The sequence below is a fragment of the Vibrio azureus genome, assembly GCF_002849855.1.
In the GTDB taxonomy this organism is placed as follows: Bacteria; Pseudomonadota; Gammaproteobacteria; order Enterobacterales; family Vibrionaceae; genus Vibrio; species Vibrio azureus.
Genome location: NZ_CP018616.1, coordinates 1,734,020 through 1,756,977, shown reverse-complemented (window position 1 = coordinate 1,756,977; position 22,958 = coordinate 1,734,020). Strand labels below are relative to the sequence as shown.

The 22,958-nt window shown below is 41.1% G+C and carries 13 protein-coding genes; 5 read left to right on the top strand and 8 right to left on the bottom strand.

The window, feature by feature from the left end:
* Positions 1–250 precede the first annotated feature (250 nt).
* Positions 251–529: a helix-turn-helix domain-containing protein gene (locus BS333_RS07975; RefSeq protein ID WP_237359099.1), complete on the top strand. Its 279-nt coding sequence runs from the start codon at positions 251–253 to the stop codon at positions 527–529.
* A 468-nt stretch (positions 530–997) separates the two neighbouring features.
* Positions 998–5,626, top strand: a complete 4,629-nt coding sequence (locus tag BS333_RS07970; RefSeq protein ID WP_021709511.1) for a BspA family leucine-rich repeat surface protein — start codon at positions 998–1,000, stop codon at positions 5,624–5,626.
* Between the two features lie 156 nt (positions 5,627–5,782).
* Here BS333_RS07970 and BS333_RS07965 read toward each other — a convergent pair whose 3' ends face one another.
* From BS333_RS07965 to BS333_RS07940, 6 genes are all read right to left on the bottom strand, one after another.
* Entirely contained in the window at positions 5,783–6,928 is a 1,146-nt protein-coding gene (locus tag BS333_RS07965; RefSeq protein WP_021709510.1) for an RHS repeat-associated core domain-containing protein, read from the bottom strand.
* Positions 6,921–10,610: an RHS repeat domain-containing protein gene (locus BS333_RS07960; RefSeq protein WP_021709509.1), complete on the bottom strand. Its 3,690-nt coding sequence runs from the start codon at positions 10,608–10,610 to the stop codon at positions 6,921–6,923. The genes BS333_RS07965 and BS333_RS07960 overlap by 8 nt, the downstream gene beginning before the upstream one ends.
* A gap of 361 nt (positions 10,611–10,971) precedes the next feature.
* Positions 10,972–12,096: a hypothetical protein gene (locus BS333_RS07955; RefSeq protein WP_021709508.1), complete on the bottom strand. Its 1,125-nt coding sequence runs from the start codon at positions 12,094–12,096 to the stop codon at positions 10,972–10,974.
* A gap of 692 nt (positions 12,097–12,788) precedes the next feature.
* Positions 12,789–13,142 (bottom strand): hypothetical protein, encoded by a 354-nt coding sequence (locus BS333_RS07950; RefSeq protein ID WP_021709507.1) that lies wholly within the window; start codon positions 13,140–13,142, stop codon positions 12,789–12,791.
* A 332-nt stretch (positions 13,143–13,474) separates the two neighbouring features.
* A complete protein-coding gene (locus tag BS333_RS07945) occupies positions 13,475–14,446 on the bottom strand; it encodes a hypothetical protein (protein ID WP_021709506.1) in 972 nt (323 codons plus the stop codon).
* The gene (locus BS333_RS07940) at positions 14,443–15,774 is read right to left on the bottom strand and encodes a sphingomyelin phosphodiesterase (RefSeq protein ID WP_021709505.1); all 1,332 of its coding nucleotides are present in this window, start codon (positions 15,772–15,774) and stop codon (positions 14,443–14,445) included. Before BS333_RS07940 ends, BS333_RS07945 begins: the two co-directional genes overlap by 4 nt.
* Positions 15,775–16,192: 418 nt before the next feature.
* Here BS333_RS07940 and BS333_RS07935 point away from each other — a divergent pair, with 418 nt between their 5' ends.
* Entirely contained in the window at positions 16,193–18,298 is a 2,106-nt protein-coding gene (locus BS333_RS07935; RefSeq protein ID WP_021709504.1) for a collagenase, read from the top strand.
* A 256-nt stretch (positions 18,299–18,554) separates the two neighbouring features.
* On the opposite strand, the gene miaE is transcribed toward BS333_RS07935, so the two are convergent.
* Entirely contained in the window at positions 18,555–19,337 is a 783-nt protein-coding gene (gene miaE, locus BS333_RS07930) for a tRNA isopentenyl-2-thiomethyl-A-37 hydroxylase MiaE (protein ID WP_021709503.1), read from the bottom strand.
* A gap of 93 nt (positions 19,338–19,430) precedes the next feature.
* On the bottom strand, positions 19,431–20,195 hold the full coding sequence (locus tag BS333_RS07925; RefSeq protein WP_021709502.1) for a hypothetical protein: 765 nt from the start codon (positions 20,193–20,195) through the stop codon (positions 19,431–19,433).
* 442 nt (positions 20,196–20,637) lie between these two features.
* Between BS333_RS07925 and cysB the strand changes: the two genes are divergently transcribed.
* Both cysB and BS333_RS07915 read left to right on the top strand, forming a co-directional pair.
* Positions 20,638–21,612, top strand: coding sequence for an HTH-type transcriptional regulator CysB (gene cysB / locus BS333_RS07920; protein ID WP_021709501.1), 975 nt, complete (start codon positions 20,638–20,640; stop codon positions 21,610–21,612).
* 18 nt (positions 21,613–21,630) lie between these two features.
* Entirely contained in the window at positions 21,631–22,836 is a 1,206-nt protein-coding gene (locus BS333_RS07915) for a methyltransferase (protein WP_021709500.1), read from the top strand.
* Positions 22,837–22,958 lie beyond the last annotated feature (122 nt).

Sequence of the window (22,958 nt, the reverse complement as noted above, 5' to 3'; positions counted from 1 at the left end):
TTCTGCATTAAGATTCGACATCAAGATTCCACATCAACGTTTCAAGCTTATGCACAATGAAATACAGGAAACATTAACCTTTAAAATGATATGGTTAATTTGTGTATTTTGGTGATGAGATATAACAAAAACCGATAGTAATGGCCAAAAATGATAACGAAAGGTATGTTTTTATGAAATTTGACAGGAAATTTCCCCTCAGTTCTAGACAAAAGGTTTCTGATGCTGATAATAGCCCGAAACTATTTTGATGCCAGATAAGAAGACTATGCTTGAAAAGCAACCCATACTTGATCGCAAAACAGTAAAGCAACTGATTCGTACTGAACTTGAGCCTACTTGGTCGGACTCTCGAGCAAATCCAGATATGTCTTGGGTTATCCCTCTTGTAACTAACGAACTGTTTGAAGCAGTGTTAATCCATTGCAGAGGAAATCAAGCGAAAGCATCGAGAACGCTGGGTATTAACCGAGGCACTTACCGCACTAAATTAAAAAATAGTCACCGTAAGGAATTTGGTAAAGCTTAAAGCTTTCTATTGCTATGCATTGGGTGGAACCACCGTTTTTAGGTGGTTTACACTCTCCTGAGTTTGTCTCTGTTTTCAGTTGGTCTCGTTCTCTCTTGTTCTCAACTCATTCCTGCGGCTAAAAATAGCACTAATATTTACTACACATCTTCATTTGATTCCTCAAATCATTGGTTCCTCATCCCCTGTCTCTCTTTTGCTTGTACCACCTACTTTTTCTGATGCATCACATATAACAAACTGACTTCAAAATGCTTTATTCAGAGCAAGATCACTTGGGTATAGAGGTGTGCTTCATCGTGTCTTTTACCTCTGTTGATCTTGCTCAATCGAGACTCTGTCTAAATTTCATAGCTCTCTTACTACAGATAACAAAAATAACATTAGTGTTCTATTATTTTATAAGTGATAAATTTGTTAATTTTTGGCTCGTTGAATGTACATTTTGAGCCATCAAAGGAAGGGAATATGGATAGAATTCGTCGACTCTCATCTTTATGCTTTGTTGTTTTATTCGCTTACTCCACAGCGGGTTGTAAAGACGGTGGGATATTCAGTAACTCAGAAGATGATTCTCAGACTAAATTGACACTGCTTTATGATGTCACTGTCGTAGCACAGGGTGCAGGGGTTGTGACCCCAGAATCTTTTTCCGGTATGCAAGAAGGCAGCCTTGTCGAATTTATTGCGATCCCAGATGATGGTCACAAACTGGAAGTGGTTGGCGGTGATTGTGGCCTGAAAGCGGTCAAAGACAGCGATGACGAGCATACCTTTACTGTTGGGCCGTTGACGAGAGATTGCCAAGTTCAAGTGGGGTTTGGTCCCAAAGAGTTTGCTTTGACGACACCGACATACGATGTGCATGTCAGTGCTTCTGAGGGAGGGTCGGCATCACCGAGCTATTTTAGTGATTATCTGCAAGACCAAGTTGTTGAATTCACTGTGACGCCAGAAGAGGGGTATCTGTTCGATGCTCTAAATGGCAATTGTTTTGCGGATGTAACCAGTGAGACAGGTGACATAAAAACCTTCAGTGTGGGCCCTCTTCAACAAGATTGTGATTTTGACGTTACGTTTGCAGAAAAACTCAACGCCGCTTCACTCCCGGTTTATGATGTGGTGGTTAAGGCGCATGGAGAAGGGCAAGCACGGCCTCATATTCAACAGCAAATCGAAGGTGAAAAAGTCACCTTTACCATTACCCCCGAAGATAATTACAAATTGTCATCACTTACTGGCGATTGTTTCTCTGCCCTGACAGAAACCGACGGTGACACTCACACGTTCAGTGTCGGCCCCTTGAGTAAAGATTGTGAGATTGAAGCGCATTTTTCCAATAAGAACTTTTCTGGTTTTGTACCTACCTACACCGTGAATCTTAATGCCATGGGTAATGGTCAAGTCTCCATACAACAGGAAGCCTACCTTGAAGGAGAATTTGCTACTTTCACTGCCACACCCAGTGAAAATTACCGTTTTGAAACCATCAAAGGCGATTGCTTTGCAGCTTTAACCGCCGAAGATGAGGATAATAAAACCTTCAGTGTTGGCCCCTTAGTCAAAGATTGTGAGATTGACGTTTCTTTTACTGGCAAGGCAAACAGTGAATTTCTTGCTGTTTATGAGCTTTCTGTGACTGCTTCAGAAAATGGCAGTGTCTCTCCGTTCTTTCAAGAAGTGTTAGCCGGTAAGCGCGCTTCGTTTACCGTAACACCCAACGACGGTTATCGTTTTGATGCCTTGGAAGGCAACTGTTTATCTGCTTTAGAGAGTAGCAGCGGTGATAATCGTACCTTTACTATTGGGCCTTTTGATAAGAACTGCTCACTTCACGCTCGCTTTATCGAAAAAGACAACGCAGCGCTTGTGCCTATTTATCGCCTTGAAACCAACCTTATTGGGGGGAATGGACAAGTTCAGCCTGCTTTCCAAGAACAGTTAGAAGGTTTGCTGTTGAATCTTTATATCACCCCTGGGGTTGGAAGCAAAGTCACGACTTTCGAAGGCACATGTAACAAGAGGTTAGAAAATAAAAATGGCGATACTTATGTCTTTGAAGTTGGCCCGATGGTTAAAAACTGCACCTTTGATGTCGGTTTTGCAGAACAAGATAACCTTGCTCTCATTCCTGAGTATGAAGTGACTGTTAATGCCCAAGGTGACGGTGAGGTAACACCAAGTATGCAGACTGAACTCGCAGGAGCGTTCGTTAATTTTGACGCTATTCCAGATGATGGTTTTCGGTTGGACAGCGTTTCCGGTGATTGTCTAGTAGACTTTATTGCCGTTGATGAAGACAAGCGAAAATATAGTATTGGTCCGTTAAATAAAAACTGTGAAATGAATGTGAGTTTTATTAAGAAAAGTAATGTTGGACTGACACCCATTTACCATTTTGAAGCGAGTGTAACTGGGGAGGGCAGCGTTGATCCACTGAGCAAGTACGTTTTACAAGGCGAGCCAGTTAAATTTACGGCAATCCCAAATGAGGGGTACCGATTTGAGGCCTTGGAAGGAAACTGTACCGCCACCATGGAGAGCCAAGAGGGAGAGCTACGAACGTTTATCATCGACCCTGTTGAACAGAATTGCTCGATGAGTGTCTCTTTTACTGAAAAAGATAATGCTTCTCTGATACCGATGTACGATGTGATCATTAACCCAGGTGAAGGAGGCACAGCCTCGACGCAAAACTTTCATGTTAAACAAGGCAATGATGTGTCATTTACCGTGAGTCCTGAGCCGAATTATCGTATTGGGAAAGTCGAAAGCACACTGGTAAGTTTAGGTGGATGGAAATGCCAACCTGTTGTTGCATCAGGTGATGATGATATTCCTACCCAGTCAACGGAATACATGGTACGCAATGTGTCGGGCAATTGTGGCATCAAGGTGACCTTTTTTCAGATGACAGACAATGACCCGATTAACACGGTCGAGCATGTCAAAGTGAGTTTTAACGCCAACAGTGGTGGCAGCATTAACCCGAACCATTTTTACGCAGAAAAAGGCTCAGACATTGAATTTACCGTGACGCCACTAGCAGGGCAACGTATTGACAGTGTTGAAAGCGTTCCGGTGCATTTAGGAAATGAAACCTGTAAGGCAGAGCCTGCCGAAGGTGATGATGGGGATATCACCACAGCGACAACCTATGCGATAAACAACCTGCAGGACGACTGTGAAGTGAATGTGGGTTTTGGCACTTTCGACAGTGCGATACAAGAGCCTGAGGATATTATCGGTGTCAGAATCAATGTCGCTGGAGAAGTAAAAGGTACAGTCTCGAAAAGCTTTGTTTACCCTAATGCAGGAGAAGCGGTTACTTTCAATGTGAATCCAACAACGATGTTTAGCCGGATAAAATCAGTTACGGGTGACACGTGCAGTGTGTCTGTGATGTCGAATGATTTTAACCCCAAGAATGCGACCGACTACATAACCGATGATATTTATGAGTCATGCCAAATCTCGGTGCTATTTGAAAAAATTTACGATGTCCATTTCAATAGCGGTGGTCATGGAGAGATGAATATTACCAAGATTTTTAACGGTTCAGAGGTGACAAGTGCTAGCGGTAATAACGCTGAGATTGTGAAAGGTAGCCAAGTGGAATTTACTGTTAAAGTCGCTCCCGGTTATGAATTTTCGTCGATTAGTTATTACAATGAAGCGTCTTGTGGGATTGAATCAGCCCCATTAAGTGACTTGTCTGAAAATGAGGGGACGTTTAAGACCACTCCGCTTCTTGATTTTTGCCGTTTTAATCTTGAAGTAGCACTTAACTCAAATCCAGTTTGCGTTGAGTCTGGTAATCAACTGATCAAAGTTGATCAAAGTTGGACTGTAGATAGCCCAGTACCAGCCTATCCACCCGGGCAAGAGGTGTGGGCGGTAACGAATACGACGATTCACCATCCATTAATTATAAATTGGTTGGTAAATGATCAAATTAAAATTGATACGACATGTGTGACAGATATGAGTAACTTGTTTAATCGAGAATATTATGATGAAGAGCAACTAGTAAAATTCAATTCCAATCCAGATTTTTTCAATGGTGATGTGTCTGGTTGGGTGACACATAATGTAACGAACATGTCTCATATGTTTAGGGGAAATAAACAGTTTAATAACAAAGGCATTGAGTCATGGGATGTCTCAAATGTCACGTCGATGGAAGGCATGTTTACTAATACTTCTGATAAACCGAATGATACAGGTTTCAATCGTAATTTAAGTAACTGGGATGTTTCCAATGTCACTACGATGAAAGATATGTTCAGTGGTGCGCAAGGTTTTAATAATGGGGGTATACCCTTGTGGAATGATGACAAAGGACCAAGTTCCAACCTAATCGATACGTCTGGTATGTTTAGTAATGCGAGAAGTTTCAATCAGGATATCAGTAACTGGGATATGAGTCGTGTAACAAATATGTCAAATATGTTCTATGGGGCTGAAAGTTTTAATAATGCCGGCAAACCTCTTTGGAATGGTAATGTTGTCCCTGGTATGTCGTTGAGTCCTGAACAAACGTTAATGATATCAGGTATATTTAATAGAGCTCACTCATTTAATCAACCTATTAATAATTGGATTACCGCACAAGTTACAAGTTTTGCTGATGTTTTTCATGATGCTTTTATTTTTAATCAGCCGTTAGATAATTGGAGCACAGATAATGTGGTAAACATGAATAGTACATTTAATCATGCCTCAAATTTTGCTCAGCCTTTGAATAGTTGGAATACAGGAAGTGTGGAAAATATGAGCAGTATGTTTATGAATATGAAATTCTTCAATCAAGATATTTCTTCTTGGGATGTCTCGAATGTAAAAGATATGACATCTATGTTCCAAAGTTCATTAGCTTTTAATCAAGACATAGGTAATTGGAAAGTAAAGCCAGAATTTAAAAATGAATTGTCATACATGTTTTTTTACGCAAACCAATTTGACCAAGATCTTACTTGCTGGAATTGGATTAACCTAACAAGTAAACCAACAAGCTTCATAGCAGGCAGTGCTTCACAAAATTCTGATTTACCTATTGCTGGGCAGGCACCAGCACCAGAATGTAACAACGATTAGTAATTCAATACTATCAAAGTCCTGTTTGACTTGAGAGTATTTTAGAAATCAGTCTTTTAAATCTTAAAAACTGTAGTTTATGATCGCTTCGCTCCTTCAAGATTAGAAGGAGCGAGTTTATATTGAGGTGCTTTTAACTATGCACCTTCCATGACTTTAAGACAGAGGCAGTTGCCTTACTCTTTGCTGGGCTTCTTGACAGAGTTTTATTCTTTGACGAGTTTCCTCCAATGACGCCATTTGGGTTTTCATCGCAATAGGGTTTATATTTCGTCCTTCAGTCACTGCTTCCGCTGTATCACCTGCAACGGTAATCGCGGCTTTATTTGCAAACCTTCCAGGAATGGTAGACACAGTTTTTGAGATAAGGCCAGCGATCGACTGTGCAGTGGTAATGCTCTTGTAAATAGTAAAGCCTCTCGGCCCGACTTTTACTTGACCTAATAAGATTTTGGTATATCCCCCATGTATGGGAGGCGGGGTATAGGTTAACGTTTTACCACCTTGAGTGATTTTAGTTGCAATAACATTCCCTTCGCTACGCCCAAGTCGCATGGCTGGATTGGTCTTTTGAGCCCATTGTAGGTTGTACTCGTTAGAAGGCTTTAGCTTTTTAATGAGTTGGCTAGCAAGACCTGGCTGTGTGACATCTTCAAGCGCCCCGCCAGCCCGAACCCAGCGTATATTCTGTATCGATTTGTAAGCAGAGTAACCGCTACTGATCACACCAAGGACATCAAATGCTACGGTAGCCATATCGAGTTGACGTGATATCTTGCCATCATCAATGGCACCCGAAGCGATTTGAAGTGAGCTACCTGCTATCCCGGCAACACCGCTAATGATACCAGCAGCCAGCAGCATACTTGAACCACCTGATGGGGCCGCTAGGGCAATGCCAATAATGCCTGTAATCACACCGAACACACCAAATATTATTTTTTTGATGTCGAGGTGTCCACTGGGATCGGTGAAATTGATCGGATCATTGTGGCAATAGGCATAAGCGTTATGAACACCTTCACCAAACGGCGCTAGGCTATCTGGGGCATTAAAGCGCATAAGACTTGGCTGATAGACGCGATACCCTTGACCTAAGTGGTAACCATTTAGGATTGGATCGAGCCATTCTCCATTAAAACCGAGTTGTGTGTTTAGGCTAGTCATGGATTGAGCCATGGCTAAACGCACTGAAGTCGGCAGCAGGGAGACACCGCCAGCCACGGCTGTAGTTTGACCAATTTTAATCAAAAACTCGCGTCGATTGAGAGGTTTGATGAATACAGAATCTTTATTATTCATATGTCTTTCCTGCTTGTTCACGTTGACCAAATGGAGAGTAACGGTACATGGTATGGGTTCCATCAGATTGATTGGAGGCAATCACAGAACCATTTTGATCAGTGGCTAATAATGATGTGTTCTCACCTTGCTGTGACCATTTTGGCGCACCTTCATGGGAGATATATTGTGTTATTTGGCCATCTTCTTGTATTGCTGAAATATCACCCCATAAATATTCGAAGTGGCGGCTTTTAGTATCGGATCTTTGCTCTATTAAGCGATCATTACTGTCATATCGATAGTGCCATTGGACTTGATCTGCGGTGACACTGTTCAGCTTGTCGAAGTTATCGTAGCTAAGCTCTCGACCTTCTGCGTCCCTAAGCATGTTGCCATTTAGGTCATAGCGAAGCGTGATTTCACGTTGCAATTGTGGGTGAGTATGGGTAATTCGAGTAAGCTGACTCGGGTCTTCTGACTCATAGTAGTATTGAGCAAAGTCATTGCCATTGACTGCAATACAATGTTGCGTAAGCATGTTGCCAAGCGAGTCATATGTCCACTCTAGCGATTTAATCGGTTGTGACCAGTCACTCAGTGGGGCGTTACCCGAAAACTCAACTTTTTTCAACTGTGCCTGCGCATCATAGTGATAGGTTTCAGTCAGATCGCCAAATTCGGAACACGCTTTTTTACGCGATCGAAGGAGCCCGAGAGAGTCATAGTCTTGCGTTTGTTCAAAGATGTACACATCATTTAATGCAACAGCACGATGAACTTCATGGTTTCTTGCATCCCACTCGATCTCGGTAATCTGGGTAGCATTGTTCGTCACGAGTCGTTCGAGGTTTACTCGAGCAAACTCATCATATTCAAACTCAATTTTGTTGTCAGGGGTGCTTATTTGAACCAGTCGACCCAAAGAGTCGTAGCTAAATTGGCGGTTTTCGTTATCGCTTGTCACCGCCGTGATAACCCCACCATAGGAGTAATGATATTGGCGAATTTGACCATTGTTATTTTCAAATTCTGGCAAACCGGTTGTGGTGTAACTGAGCGTTGTTTTATTGCCCTTGCTATCGCGACTTCCAGTCGGTAATCCCGTATTTGGATCGTGTTCATAAAGGGTAATATCACTTCCAGATTCTTTTGCTCCCAGAACGCCAAGTTTGGTATCTCGAGTAAACTCCCTCACAGGACCAGCTAGACTGCGTTCTGTCGCGGGGAGGTTACTGCTATCATTGTAAGTCCACTCCAAAGACGGGGTTGAGCTTGATCCTCGGTAGAGGTTTTGTGCGCGACCTAAACCATCAATATCACGTTTTCCGATCACCTTATTATCGATCTTCAGCTCAATGACTTGAGTCTGATCAGTATGAGGTGCATAAGTAATATCGTGTATGGAACCATCGGTCTGAGTGATCTTAGTGGCACGATCAAATCGGTCATATTGATAGTGTTTAGACTGATTAAGTGGGTTGGTTTCTGTTTCTAGGCGGCCCCAGTCATCATATTGGTTAACCCAAGTATGTTCACCTTGTTGTTTTTTTTCTACAAGCCCCCAGCTATTCAGGTGGCTAATTGAAAGTTCTAGCCCTTCTATGCCCTGAATTTTTTGTTGTGTGGCGAGATTATTCGATTCAACTCGACGTTTGCCATTAGGCAATAAAATCGCTTCGACTTGGTTCCATTGGTCATATTCATAAGTCTCTGTTTGGGCTACCGTCATTAATCTGCGATTTTTATCTGGCAGTTGGTCGAAGCTGGTCTTACTTAACAGACGACCTAGGTTATCGTATTGTTTAGTCCAAACCGTATTAGTGCCTAATTTCGCTTCAAGTTCTCTGCCTTGGCCATCCCAACTTTGTTCGCTGATATTGCCATTACAGTCAGTTAACACCATGATCTGACGTGCTCTAGCGCTGTCGAAAGAGTACTGATAAGAACGCGAAAGCTTATCATCAAGGGTTTCTTGTGTATTACGACGTAGAGCATCGTAAGTGTATGAGCAACGAACACCATCGGAATCAACTTGATAAGCCAACAGACCAATATCTAAGAAGTGTGCAAGCGTTAAGTGAGTTTGAGTTCCGTCATGATTAATGAGTTGTTCGTGTTCGGCCAGAGTGTCTCGCTCTAAGGCATAGTCATAAGTTGAGGTTCTGATATAGGTTCCCGTTGCATCAAAGAGGTTATGCTTGATGGATTTAACACGACCCAATGAGTGAGAGGTAGTGTGATTATCATGGTAATCGTAGTTTGTCTGATAACGAGAAGGGGAAAGTTCTGCACTCAGTAAGACAACCTTGTGATTGTTCCAGCCATTAAATGTCATGTATTCATAACTGATGGTTTTGGTTTCTGAGCGACTTTGTAAACGTCTGCTTTTTAGAAAATGAGGTATACCTGACGGCGAAGCGGGACAGCCTATTTCGCCACTCGCAGAATAATACTCGTAACTTTCTTTGATATTATTTTCATCAGAAAAAGAGAGTAAGTTACCAAAAGTATCGTATTCCCAAACTCTTTGCTGACTGTGGCTGTCTGCGCCATCTTGCCACCTATTTGTTTCAGTATGAATGAGTGCGTATTGAGCGGGTTGTGCAGAAAAAGAAAGGTTGTTTTGAGCAGGGTAGCTGAGCGTTCTTTGATAAACGACTTTGTTGTTAACAATCCTAGCTTCTTCCACTAATAGGTGAAATTGATTATAGGTTTGTATCGTTCGAGTGCCATCATTCTCTGTCTTTTGCACGCGATAGGTATATTCGTAACCACGTTCGAGCAAGTTATCCAGCCCCTCACTCAATTGGCCCCCAGCGACACCGAAGCCCATAAAGTTGCGAGTATCGGTTCCTATTGGCCCGTAATTGGTCGAAATGATAGGAGAATTGCGCGTGATCACACGATGTAAGGTGACCGCTGGCAAGTAGGTTGTATTGGTGACTTTTATACCACGACTGTCATGAGTCAACCGCTCTTCCATTCCACATGGATGAGTCACCCGGGAAATAACGTTATGCAATCCAAGTTGCTCATAACCAAAGCCAAAAGAGCCATTTCTATCGGCTAAGTTATACTGAACTAATTTTCCATTATTGATGATCAGACTAAAATAAGCCGCGTGCGTACTATCAACATTGGTAAAAACGTTAACACGACCTGCACTGACGTAATCAATATGAAGAAGAGGCGTGTTTCTTGATGTCCTATCATCCCAGATCTTACTTAAATATTGATTTTGGCCTGAACTTAACCAATAAAAATGCAACGCATGGCCATCGCTCTGAGTAATTTTTACCAAGTTTCCATATTGGTTGAAGCGATCCTGTCGGCCGTTTTTATAAGTGATTAAATAACCGTTGGACTCTACAGAGACAGAGAAGTCATTTAGCTTCTTGTAGCGAAGGACGATTTTATTATTCGCGGAGTGCTCAGCACGATATGATTGGCCATTGGCTAAATAAAGTTGTTTATTGGTTATATCGTATCTTGGTAAGTTTAATCTCCAGCCTTTACCAAAACCTAAATTCTCATTGGAGAAAGGTGAAAACAGCAGTGAAATATCTAGGTTAGGGCCTTTAAGCCAGTTACCAACCAATGAACCAAAGGATATTTGATAGGAGAAACTTCTTGTTCTTTGATCGACACCACCAGAGCAAAAGGTATCGAAGTTAAATGCATTTGATATCCAATTTGACATATTATGTCCTTTAGAGAAAAAGTAAGCGCATAAGCTGAATTTGCTTATTGATGAATCTTGCTAGATGAATGCATATTTAACGGAATATACCCAAGTAAGACGCTCGCAAAGGTCGCCTATCTAAACACATCATCTTGAGGTTACTTGGGTATAAATAGGCCACCGATTTTTCTACTATGACTTGTCTTCTAAGAGTCAAATAAGCAATTAAACCTTGTTGATTCTAATTTGCTAGTAATAGGGAATTAGTGGCTCTATTAAAATAATGCAATCTTTGATTTAAAACCTAAAACATAACCGAATGACTTAATACAGAGTATTCTGAATACAGCATGTTGAGGCTACGAGGATAAAAATAGGTTTATTGAGCAGCTAGGAACCACTTGGTGTAATCCCATTTCTGACCGCCACCGTTATGAGAACTCAAAGGATAAACAATTTTAAGTGGTGCTTTATTACCGTATTGGTCGAAAGCAGTGAATCGGTATTCTTGTTGTTTCTCCTCAGTATTTGAACTGATGTTTGAATACAACAACTGGCTTATCGTTAGTGAGCGCAACTTTTGGTTTACTCGCCAAGTTGCGGTTCTTCCTTCACCCGCAGCGCTGTTGAAAACATATTGATCGGACACTGTACGTTCAGAGCCTGGCTTAAAGATATAGCCTTTTACAGAGCGGAATGCATCATCACAAGGGGGGAGACAACCCAGCCAAGTATCATTTAGGAACAATTGGTCTCGTTGAGCTTCATCATCATTGTCCACTGAAACATTGACCAGTTTGACAGAAGTGTCCATTGGGGTGATATAGAAGTTTCGTATTACCGCAGGGTAAAAATAGAAGTCATCATAATTAGTTTCTTTCCAAACTTCTTCACCCATTCCAATGTCTGCAAACTCAGTGATATTGTATACTTTTGGTTCAACCGATTGATAAATCGCGGATTCATTTTGTGGGTGTTGGCAGCTGTCGTATACTTTGCCACCGTCAAATTTTATTTGTGCACATACTTGTCTAAACTGAGCAATTTCATTTGTGTAGACCCAAGCAGTGAGCTTTGTTGTGTTCGGTGAACCGATTCGTGAATGTGGTAATGTTCTACCGTAGCCAGAGGATGCCCCCATTTGGTGTGCGTACTCATTTGGTGTATATGTAAAACCCCAGCAATTGATGCCGAATGTACAGTCTCTATCCTGAGTTAAAAGTCTACCATCGCCTTTTAAATAGAAAGATATGGATGCCTTTAGCTCATCAGTACTTACATTGACAGGAGAACCATATTGGTCACCAAAAGAAGCAGAAATATTTAACTTAGATTGCATTCTGCCATTGGCAAAAAAAGGCATCGGCACACCATTACCTTCATTATGGTCGGCGGACAGTTCCAATGATAATACATCATAAGATTCGTTTATTGCAGAAAGAGCAGGGTAAGAGATCATGCTTATAGATAATGCACTTAAGATAGTTATTTTAAAATTTCCCATGATTATTTTCTCGTTTTTAGTAGATGAAATTAACGGATAATTAATTACGGAACATTACTCTTAGCTAAAACTTGATTTGCTTAATGAATATTGATGGCTCTGCTAGTTGATTATGTTCATATTTGTGCAATTAATTATTAATCATACTAATATTGATAATCTATTGATGTAAAACCGACTGATTTTATATAGGGTGGTAAGCTCTTGAAATATTAATCCATTTAATATCATGAGTTTAAAGTCAAATTTCAGAAAAATTTATATAATTGTTTGTTTTTTGTTCTGATTTTTTGTGTCCATTTCAATAATATTTACTTTTATCAATTAGTTTATTTGATATGTACTACAAATAAAAAATGTATTACTGAGTGATTTATTTATCTGGAAATGTGGTTTTCTGGTCAATTTCTAGCTTAAATAAAAAATTTAACATTAAACGAATGGTAATAAGATATGTCTTTTTGACTGTTTTAACGTTCATTTACTTATGATAGAAAAGGCTGAATATAGGAAATATACCCAAGTATCTTGAAGTCACTTGGGTATACACCCAAGTAACCTCAAGATGCTTACTTTTCTTGAGGTAACCAGTTTCTCAAGATGACTGGTCCTCACAAGGTAACTGGTTCTCTCAAGGTGACTGTTTCTCTCAAAGTAATGGAGTCACCTCAGAGTACTTGGGTAGAAAGTGCTTAGTGCTCTAAGCCATCACCGTGGCTAACCAGTACTTTTTTACCGCTGATTTTACCAACGTAGAGAGCTTCATTGCCTTTCTTATCTGCGTGTTTCAGCTTGCCGCCTGCAAAAGTTGCAACACGTCCATCTGCAGTTGATCCAGAACAATCAACGAAAGTTTTATATTTACCTTGCCCTTTTGGTGAGAGTTTACACTTCATATCATTAGCCATCGGGTAGCCTTCCATTTCGAACATTTGGTCTACCTTTTCAGCAAGAAACCCTTCAACCCACTCGATAGGGTTGCTACAACCGGATAACGTGATGCTTGAGCCAAGAAGAAGTGCAATTGAAGCGGCTTTTAATTTCATTTTATTTTCCTTTTCTTATTAATACTCAATCAAAAACAAAATGCTACCTGGAGTTAGGCAACTAAGGTGATTGAGCGTAATTGCTTGGGCATTGTATTAACAAAGTGACTTAAGTTGTCCCATTTGTGTAAATAATAGCAATATTAAATGCAAATATACGAAATTATTGTAAATATTACAATTTATCGTGCGGTTTATAGTTTTGTTATATGGAATAGGGAGGATGCAAAGATTATATTAATCAATCTATTGCTTTTGTTGGGGCTAAGTTGACCTCAATGAGTATAAGGCAACGGTACTCATTGAGGTTACTTGGGTATATTGTGATAGGTTTATATCTCGAAAAAGCGACGCCGGAAGTCCTCTATTCTTTGTTGATAATATACCTCCCAATTTTGTTTTTCTGAGTAAGGCTGAGCTCTATACTCTTGCTCTAGCTGGTGTTTAAATTCCTCTAACCGAGATTGATATTCATCGATTTCTTTCTGTTGCTCAAATACTTGTTGCTGACGTTGTTTGATTTGTGATATTTGCGTTTTGTTCAAATACCGATTTTGTAGCGATTGAATAAGACTTTTTCGCTCATTGGGACTGACCTGTGATGAGATTAAGGATATGGCTTTTTCATATTTCGCTTGTGGCGTGTTGAGACCTAGAATATGTTCTTCATTCTTCCAGGTTTGCATTAAGTGGTTAAACATTGGTAGGTAGTTTTGTGCACTTACGTCCCTAAGTTTCTCTGCTTGTAAACTGAAATCGTACAGTACGAATTCATCAGCAAAAAGAATGTTAGCCGAGTTTCCCCATACTTCATTTGCTTTACGTTTAAGCTCTAAAACACGCGATGAAAGGGACTGGTGCTGATTAAAGACTAAGTTGCTCAATTGCTGTTGCCAAGTTTGATTGGTCTCGAAGTAATTCGCTAATAATGCCCAGCGCTCTGAAGATAAATGACTTTTTAGGCCTTCTAATTGCTGAATACAATCATAATTTGTTTGACATGTTTGCCAAAAAAGTTTGATTGCCACAATCAAGCTTCGACCAGAACTGTTACCAAGCTGCTCAACAAGACCGCGAGGAGAGTGTGTATCAGAGGCGTTCATTTCAGTTTTTGTCTGATAAGTGGCCACCTTCTTACCAGGTTTTACTGTGCTTTCAGGCTGTGATTGCTCTACCTGCTGTGTTGCAGAAAATTGTAATGCGGACCTAGCTTGTCTATTTTCCTCGATGGCTTTGGGCTGGTTATGCAGAAGGATGAGACCAACGACAACAGTGAAACCACCGAGATATAGGAATCGTTTCATGGTCTTATCTCTGCACTGACAGGAAAGTGGTCGGATAAATTGTATTGTTGCCAGAGTCTTTGATCGGTTGTTCGAGGGACATCAACACGATTATTGTTATATGAGCGCTGCCCATATTCATTACTGACGAAAACATAGTCTAAATATTCGACATTTTCGCTACCGGTGAGTGCTTGTCCTGCATAGCTATTAATCCTCGGGTCGAAAGTGGAATCGATATAACCTGAATATTGTGGTTCTGCTGCATTCAAATTAGCTAACATTTGTTGGTAGTCATCAGGGAATTTACGTTTATTCACATTGAAGTCGCCACTGTAAATGACCGGTTCATAGCTTGGAATCTCTAGCGATGTCGCCAGTGCACGGATATGTTTGAACTGTAACTGACGGTTATGACGGGCTTGGTCTGTGTCGTGAGAGGCAGTATGGGTAGCGAAAACATGATAAGCCAGACCATCTTTGATGACTTCAGCGTAGACAACCCCTTTGTCAGCGAAACAATCACTGCCGCTACATTCAGGAAAAACAAACTGTGCCTCATTAACGATCGGGTGGCGGCTAACTATCACGACGCCACCATCATGGATGTTATAGCTGCCATTACTGAGTATTTCAGTCTGATAAGGGTATTCACGCGCTAAGGTTTGTAAAAATGCCTGTCTACCCGATGCAAAGACTTCCTGAAAAGCGATCACGTCGTAACCATGGACATATTCTGGAATGATTTCGAGGCGTTGGCTTATGTCAGCGGCTATGGCAGGCAAGGCCCAGATGTTGTAACTCAATACTTTTAAATGTTGCTCGTTATTGTCGACTGGATCTGTCGGGTATGCAGGCGTAATGGTGTAATGCAAGTCGTCGTACATCACGGTTGAAGAGGATTTAAAAGCCAATTCAGTGGCAAGATCACCAAATGATTGCGTTTCAGAACGATGAATTTCTCTGTCGCTTTTCAGTGAGGATTCGACATCTGCTGCGCTCACACCAAACTCAATTGCTGAATTGTACCAATAGCCTCGCATGACCTGCCTTAGAGTGGTACTTTCACCGCGCGAGTTTGAGATTACGGTGTGAAAACGATAGGTTTGGTTGGATTTCACTCCGACCCAACGATTGAAACCTAACACTTTTTTCGTTTCCCAAGGTCCGATTTTTTCCTCGTATTGTTGCCATTGCTCACCGTATTTGAGCCTGTCGGTCCCGTCATGTGCGACTTGGAGAGTTAATGGCTGATCCGAGTTATTGGTTAAATAAACATAGGTGTCCGCGATGCTGGTAAAGGCAATGAGACTTAAGGCCAGTAGCCAGCTGATTGATTTCGTTAACATATGAATTACCGTCTGTCTGTATTTAAATTAATTTTGTTATGTCAACGTTCTCACCTCGTAGTGACTATCCAGCCTGATGTCATGGCTATTTATGTTATCCATCATTTCGGAAGTGAGTCGTTTGATTATTGATGTATGTGTTTTGCCAATTAACTATGGATGACAGAAGTGTTAGTGACTGGATTTGTTATCAAAGTGTGATCCTTTTATGCATTTCTATGCATAATCAAGTTAGTTTGTCTGACTAAAAATGTGATTGAGTTAAAAGACATCAACCTTATTTTCTTTTTGTTATTGAGTAACCATATTTTTAATATGGGATAGTTTTGAAGCGAAATCATGAACGACATCAAACTAGGTTTATCTTGAGGCACGATAGGTATAACGTCATAAAAACTATGGAATTAGTGAGGATGTTATGCTTTTTTCCCGTTATATTGCCTTTTTGGTTTTGAATCTTGTTTTTTTTCTTATCATGTTTATTTCAACTGCATTTGCAAATCAGCCTTGTAATATTGCTGCCTTAAGGCTCGCAGAAGATTTACCCGAGCAAGTTGCTGTTGCAGGGCAGGAGTGTTACCAATCTTGGTTTAGTGCACCTGATGAGGTATTAGAAGATATTTATAGTGAAGCCAGCTTAGACAAAATACAGGTGGCTTTAAAACATGAAATTTCTCAATATCAGGGCAAGATTGAACAAGCTTCAAGATTAGAGCGGTTAGGGGAATTTGTTCGAGCTGCCTATTATGTTCGTTATAACGCCAAGGCTCCGGCTTTTTCTGAAGCGCTTAGTCAGCGTTTTGCCCAAGTAACCAATCAGTTTCTTGAAAATCCGTATGCTTTACAACTAGGTCAAGAGCAGGTTGAAGCGATGAATAGCCTGACACTTATGGTCGATAACGTAAAGCAACTGCCTCTCACTATGGATTCTATGATGCGTACGCTTGAACACTTCAATACTGACATGGCGAAGCAGCCGCAATGGGTAGAAGGGGTCAATAATTTATTTCGCGCCATGGCTGGTCACAGTACTTATGATGAATTTTATACGTACATGTCGACACATAATCAGCACATTCGCGTGCTTTCAGACTTTGCCCGAAATAATGAGTGGGCATTAGGAACAGAAGTCGATTTTTTAGTTTATAACGCTATACGAGAGACGGGTCGCTTGTTGGCCAGCCCTTATTCTTCAACACGACAAGCAGCATTGGATGAAATGCAAAATGTCATGCAGCGTTATCCATTGGGTAGTGAGCATGAAAGGCTTTGGTTAGCAGCGGTAGAAATGCTGAACTTTTATATGCCTGAAGGGCTCAATGGCCTTGATCTAGGTTTAGCAAAGCAACAAATACAAATACGAATATTGCCTAATTATTATGAATGCCAAGGTTCAGCCAGAATCCGTTCACAGGATTTGACTTTAGAGCAAACACTGGAAGCCTGTCAGCGCTTGGCCGATAAAGAAAATGACTTTCATCAATTGACAAAGACAGGCTTTCAGCCAGTAGAGGAGGATAACAATAAGCATGTTGAAGTCGATGTGTTTGCCAATAAAAAAGACTACGGTTATTACTCATCATTTTTATTTAATAACACAACCAACAATGGAGGTCAGTATTTAGAGGGCGATCCCAGTCAGGTTGATAATGTGGCTCGTTTTGTTGCGTATCGGTATGAGAACGAGCAAGCGTTGGCAATACTGAACTTAGAACATGAATATGTCCATTATTTAGATGCACGCTTTAATCAGTACGGATCTTTTCACGATAATTTAGCTTATGGTCATATTGTTTGGTGGTTGGAGGGTTTTGCGGAATATATGCACTATAAACAAGATTACCAAGCGGCGATATCCTCTATCCAGACTCAAAAATGGTCGCTTTCTGATGTGTTTGCCACAACCTATGAAGATGATGCTAACCGAATATATCGATGGGGATATTTAGCCGTTCGTTTTATGTTTGAGAAGCATCCACAAGAAATCGAATCATTACTGACCTATTCGCGCGCAGGAGAGTTTTCAAGCTGGGCAGAACACACCCAGCAGCTTGGTGAGCAATTAAATGAGGAATTCTCGCAGTGGCTTGAGACTTTAAATACTGAAACCTCTCCTTCGGACTCCAGCCCTCCTATAGAGGCGGAGGAAGAGCAGGAGTCAGGTAAAGAAACTCATCCACAACAAGACGATTTAACCCCCGTTGTACTAGAACCTACACAGATGACAACATTAAAGGTACATCAGCGTCGATATGCGGCTATTTATGTTCCCGAAGGCGTCAAGGAAATACGGGTATGGGTAATGAATGAGAGTCGAGTAGAGCCTGGAAAGGACCTGAATTTATATGCAAGCTTCGATGTTTGGCCCACTACAGAGCAATATTACTGGGCGTCACAAAATACTGATAGCAATGAGTATTTACAGATCCCAGCTTTAAAAGAGGGATATCTCCACTTTTTACTTAATGCGGACTCTCTTGGCGAAGATGTCGACATGGTGGTGTATTTCCATTACGGACAATAGCAGTTGACTTAGAAGGAGGGCAGAGTCACCTGAGAGTTAAGGTCACTCGATCTGAATCAAGCATCTTGAGGTCACTTGGGTATAAAACATCTTTTTTGAACCGAAAGCCTCTTCTTTGAAACCATAGACAACCGTTCACTGCAATACACAGGTCGAACGGTTGACTGATAGCTTGAATGGTTAAAAGATACTTGAATGCTTAGTTGGTGCTCGAAGGTTGAGTTGATACACGAATAGTAAGCTGATGATCGACCGTTTAACTGGCCTTAGTTACTGGTATACCGCTATGAAATTTAAAGTCTTCATCAGGTGTTAAGATCAACTCTGCCTCGATTTGGCCAAAGTAAGCAATGCGCTCACTGATATCTTTTCCGGCAATTTGTTCAGCTAGCACGAGGTAATCTTGATAATGTCTTGCTTCTGAACGAAGTAATGATACATAGAACTTAGCAATATCATCATCCATATGTGGAGCGAGTTTTGCGAATCGCTCACACGAACGAGCTTCTATATACGCACCGATGATGAGTTTATCGATCAATGTTTCGGGCTCGTGGGTTTTCATATGAGAGATCAAGCCTTTTGCGTAACGACTTGCTGGGATGTTGTCATACGGAATACCACGACTGTCCATAATCTCGAGAACTTGGTAAAAATGGTGTAGCTCTTCTTTGATCAGGAGCACCATCTTATCGATCAGATCTTGGCTATAGGGAGAGTCCGATTTAGCCATGATCGCTTTAGAGATATTGCTCTTACCTTTAAGAGTTTCTAAAGATCCTGTTTTACGATAGGCAAAATCTTCGTAAGGCTTGAACCAGTCTAACAGCGCATGAGAACTTGCTTGATCAACCGCGTATTTGCGAATTAAAAACATCGCAGATTGTCCCGCTTTTAACTCACACAGTAAATGATCCAATAAAATCGTCGGAAGATTGTCAGGCTTTTTGGCTTCCTCTACCCATTCATCAGGGGTTTGACATTGTAAAAATTGATTGATTGGGGCTAGGAGTGCCTGATAGCTGTCGAGGTTAATCATGTTTATCTTCGTTTATAAATAAAATATTTGAAGGAAAAGTTCATAAAAAAATTAACAGAAACAGGCTGCCAAGGCAGCCCGGGTATCTTTAAATCACCATTTTTTCTTTTCACCAAAGAGGGCATCCATATCACTGTCTCGCTCTTTGTTAGCCATCTGTTGCATCTCTTGATCGTTTTTATCTTGACGCTTTTGGTCTAACTCATCCAGCATACCTTGCAATTTTTGCTTAGCTTTAATTGAATAGGCATCGCTTTTGGTGCTGAGGGCATCAATCCCTTTACGTAACAGCTGCAGTGCTGTGCCTGTTTGACCGCGAGCGATTGAGTCATTGGCACGTTTGATCACGTTTTCAATGTTGATACGAATTTGAATGGTTTCCAAGCGAGCATTTTCGTTGACATAACTTTGTGTGTCAAAACGTCCCTTGTTGTGTTCGTTACGAATGGTTTCGCGTAAGCGTTTAACAAGTTTCAGCATAACAATGGCTTGTTTATCGCTACTAGGCATTTTGAATGAGGTACTTTCTTCACCATTTGAGTTCTGTTTTAGCTGAGCAATTTGTTGTTTCACATGCTCAAGACGTTGTGTCAGCTGTTTATTCTTGGGATCAAGCTCAACCATGTTTTCTAGAGCATCAAGGATACGGTTATTAAGACAGAGCAATAGCGCTTTGCTAAAAGGGATATGATGAGCATGGCCGATCAGTTCTTCGGTACTGTCTATTAACGTCACATAACGAGCTGATTCTTGCCTCTTGGCAGTTTCAACCTTAACTTTGTATTGTAACATAATGTTATAGCCAAGAATTAAAACCAGCAGTATGGCGACTAAAGCAATGATTAAACCGATATTCATATTTGTGTCTACTTCGATACTCGTTTGTGACTAGCGACTAAGAATACATGAATCTTAGCCTGCTCGGCACTCTATTTATTGATTATTTTACTACATTATCATCGGTATTATACCCATGTATCTGTTGTGGTCTCAAATCAGAGTGAAGCATTGATAGTATTTTTAGTCAGTTTTTCATCATGATGATAAAGAGCATACTCTTGATTTAATGGGCAATACGTTGGTTATGCAATAAAATCAAAAACCGAAATTACTGTTCATTTCAATGTGAAAGCGATATAACTAATTATTATATCCAAGATGCTTGATTCAAAGTGATGTCTCTGAGTTGAATTCAACCACTTTACGTCACTTAGTTAGCGGTCACTAAGGTATGGATTCATGGTGTGAGTTGTTCAGGCCCTGCAATGCCCATACTTGAATAAATCAATAAGGGATGATGATGAAACTGCAACAACTGAAATACATTGTTGAGGTCGTTAACCACAACCTAAATGTCTCTGCCACTGCTGAGAGCCTATACACTTCACAGCCGGGTATTAGTAAACAAGTGCGGTTGTTAGAAGATGAACTGGGTATCCAAATATTCGAAAGAAGTGGTAAACACTTAACACATGTGACCCAAGCTGGTGAGGAGATCATTCGCATATCTCAGGAGATTTTGGGACGTGTAGAAAGTATTAAGGCCGTCGCAGGTGAGCACACGCATCCAGAGATGGGCACGTTGAATATTTCCACGACTCATACACAAGCTCGTTATGCCTTGCCAAGTGTGATCAAGGGTTTTACTGCGCGTTATCCAAAAGTTTCTCTGCACATGCATCAGGGGACCCCATCACAGATGTCGGAAGCAATTGCAAAAGGTACGGCCAATTTTGCTATAGCGACAGAAGCGCTGCATTTATACCAAGATGCTGTGATGCTTCCTTGTTATCATTGGAATCGCTCCATTGTTGTTACGAAAGATCACCCATTGGCGAGAAAATCGCAGGTCACACTGCATGATCTTGCGGCTTACTCCCTCGTAACTTATGTGTTTGGTTTTACCGGGCGATCAGAGTTGGATACAGCATTTAATCGTGAAGGTTTGACACCTCGTGTTGTCTTTACTGCAACGGATGCTGATGTGATTAAAACTTATGTTCGGATGGGAATTGGTGTCGGTGTTATTGCGACTATGGCTGTTGACCAAGAGCAAGATGATGATTTAGTGGCCATTGATGCCAGTCATCTATTCGGCTCAAGTACCACGAGCATTGGCTTTCGTCGTGGCACTTTCTTACGGTCATACATGTATGATTTTATGGAACGCTTCGCACCGCATTTAACTCGTCCTGTTGTCGAGCAAGCTATTTCGTTAAAGTCTAATGCCGAAATTGAAGAAATGTTCAAAGACATTGATTTGCCACAGCGATGATCTTTGAGTGAGGGAAAAATGAAAAAACGATTTGAATCTATCAACCAATGCTTGATCAATTATCAGGCTCTTTGGCGATTCGATCCTTTTAGTTTAAGCATTGATCCCTCGCTGCCTTGGCAGAATGATCATCCAGAGCTTTGCCAGTGGTTAGCAGGTTTAACGGCTTCACAAATTGAGCAGTTAAAAACCGATCCTTTAAGTGTACAGGATATCGTGCTCGAATGGCTGCCTGACTTAAAACCCATGATATCGCTGAGTGCTCTTCAACCACTGCCTTTACAGGGATTAACGTTACAAAGAGGGCTTGAAAGCGGCATACCTGGCCGTAAAATGGAACAAATTCGAGCGATGGGGGAAGCCGCAATACTTCATCATGAAGGTGAGGAGTGGTTAGAGTGGTGTTCTGGAAAAGGCTATTTGGGGCGTATATTAACCACTCAAACTGAGCAAGCCGTCACGAGTTTTGAATATCAACATACACTGTGTGATGCCGGACAATCCGCAGCAGATGCGCATCATTGGCGGATGCATTTTGTCCAAGGAGATGCATTTGATTCCCAAGCCCAAAATGTATTTAAACCTAATCAGCACGCGGTTGCTTTGCATGCTTGTGGTGACCTTCATGTCAAGCTGCTGCAGTACGGTTGTCAAAGTCGGGTAACTGCCATGACGTTGTCACCTTGTTGTTACCATTTGATACAATCGGATATTTATCAACCGCTTTCTGCGCAAGCACAAAACTCTTCGTTGAGACTGTCTAAGCAAGAACTGAGAATTCCTTTGCAACAAACTGTAACTGGGGGAGAGCGCGTACACCGCCACCGGCAACAAGAGATGGTATTTCGCTTAGGTTTTGATCTGATCACTCGTCAGGTACTTAATTTTACAGAGTATCAACCAGTACCGAGCGTACGTAAGTCACAACTGAGTGAAGGGTTTGAATCATTGTGTCGCTGGGCTGCTGAGTATAAAGGGTTCACTTTGGCGCACGGTGTTGACTCTGACCATTTTGAGAAGTTAGCGGTTGAGCGCTTTTGGCAAATGGAACGGTTAAGCTTAATCCAGTTAGTGTTTCAAAGGCCACTAGAGATATGGCTTGCTTTGGATAAAGCATTATTTTTGCAAGCGCATGGCTATCGTGTTTCTTTGGCTGAATTTTGCCCAAAATCGGTCACGCCACGGAACATTTTAATCTGCGCTAACTTGGGTGAGCCTAGTTAGTTTTTTGGCTTAAGTTGAAAAATATTTCACACCTAAATCACAAAATAAAAACGCCCAAGCACATGAGTCGCTTGGGCGTTTTTTATTCAGCATTATCTTTATTTAGCTAACGTTAGCTAAAC